This is a genomic window from Micrococcus sp. HG099 (assembly GCF_024723355.1).
GTDB classification, from domain to species: domain Bacteria; phylum Actinomycetota; class Actinomycetes; order Actinomycetales; family Micrococcaceae; genus Micrococcus; species Micrococcus endophyticus.
On the sequence record NZ_JANQCJ010000279.1, the window covers coordinates 1 to 740 of the forward strand.

At 79.5% G+C, this 740-nt stretch carries 1 protein-coding gene; it reads right to left on the bottom strand.

Going from position 1 to position 740, the window contains the following annotated elements; all coding sequences use genetic code 11:
- Window positions 1-67: 67 nt before the first annotated feature.
- Entirely contained in the window at window positions 68-643 is a 576-nt protein-coding gene (gene lepB, locus NWP10_RS12215) for a signal peptidase I (protein WP_258301081.1), read from the bottom strand.
- Window positions 644-740: the final 97 nt, after the last annotated feature.

Below are 740 nucleotides of genomic sequence, written 5' to 3' on the forward strand. Positions count from 1 at the left end.
GCCTCGACGTCGAGGCCGGCGCGCACGGCGGTCCGCGCCCCGGCCCGGGGCGCGCGTTCCGCCCCGGTCACGAGCCCGCCCCCCGCGCGTCGGGCACGGCCTCGAACACCTCCGGGGCGGCGCCGGCGCCGCCGATCCGGTCCAGCGGCCACACCACGAACCGGGCGCCGCCGACGACGTCGTCGAGGGACACGAAGCCGCCGCCGGGGCCGTCGCGGTGGGCCCGGGAGTCGGCGGAGGCGGAGCGGTGGTCGCCCAGCACCCACAGCCGTCCGGCGGGCACGGTCGCCTCGAAGGCGTCCTGCGCGGGCGCGTCCCCGGGGGCCAGGTAGGGCTCGGAGACGGGGACGCCGTTCACGCGCAGCGCCGCCTCGCCCGGCGTGAAGGAGACGGTGTCCCCCGGCAGCCCGACGACGCGCTTGATCACGTGCCCGCCGTCGGCGAGCCACCCCTTGGTGTCGTCGAAGACGACGACGTCCCCGCGGCGCACCGGGTACGGCTCCGGGGTCAGCAGCGTGGCCACCACGCGGTCCCCCGCGCGCAGGCCCGGCTCCATGGAGGACGACGGGATGACGTACATGCGCGCCAGGAAGGCCCACGCCAGCACGCACGCCAGCACCGTCAGCACGACGACGGCCAGCACCGCCCGCAGCGGGCCGCGGCCGGGCTCGGCGGGCAGGGCGTGCGAGCCGGCTCCCGAGGGGACCGCGTGGCCGAGCAGGGCGCCGGTCGGCCCGGCG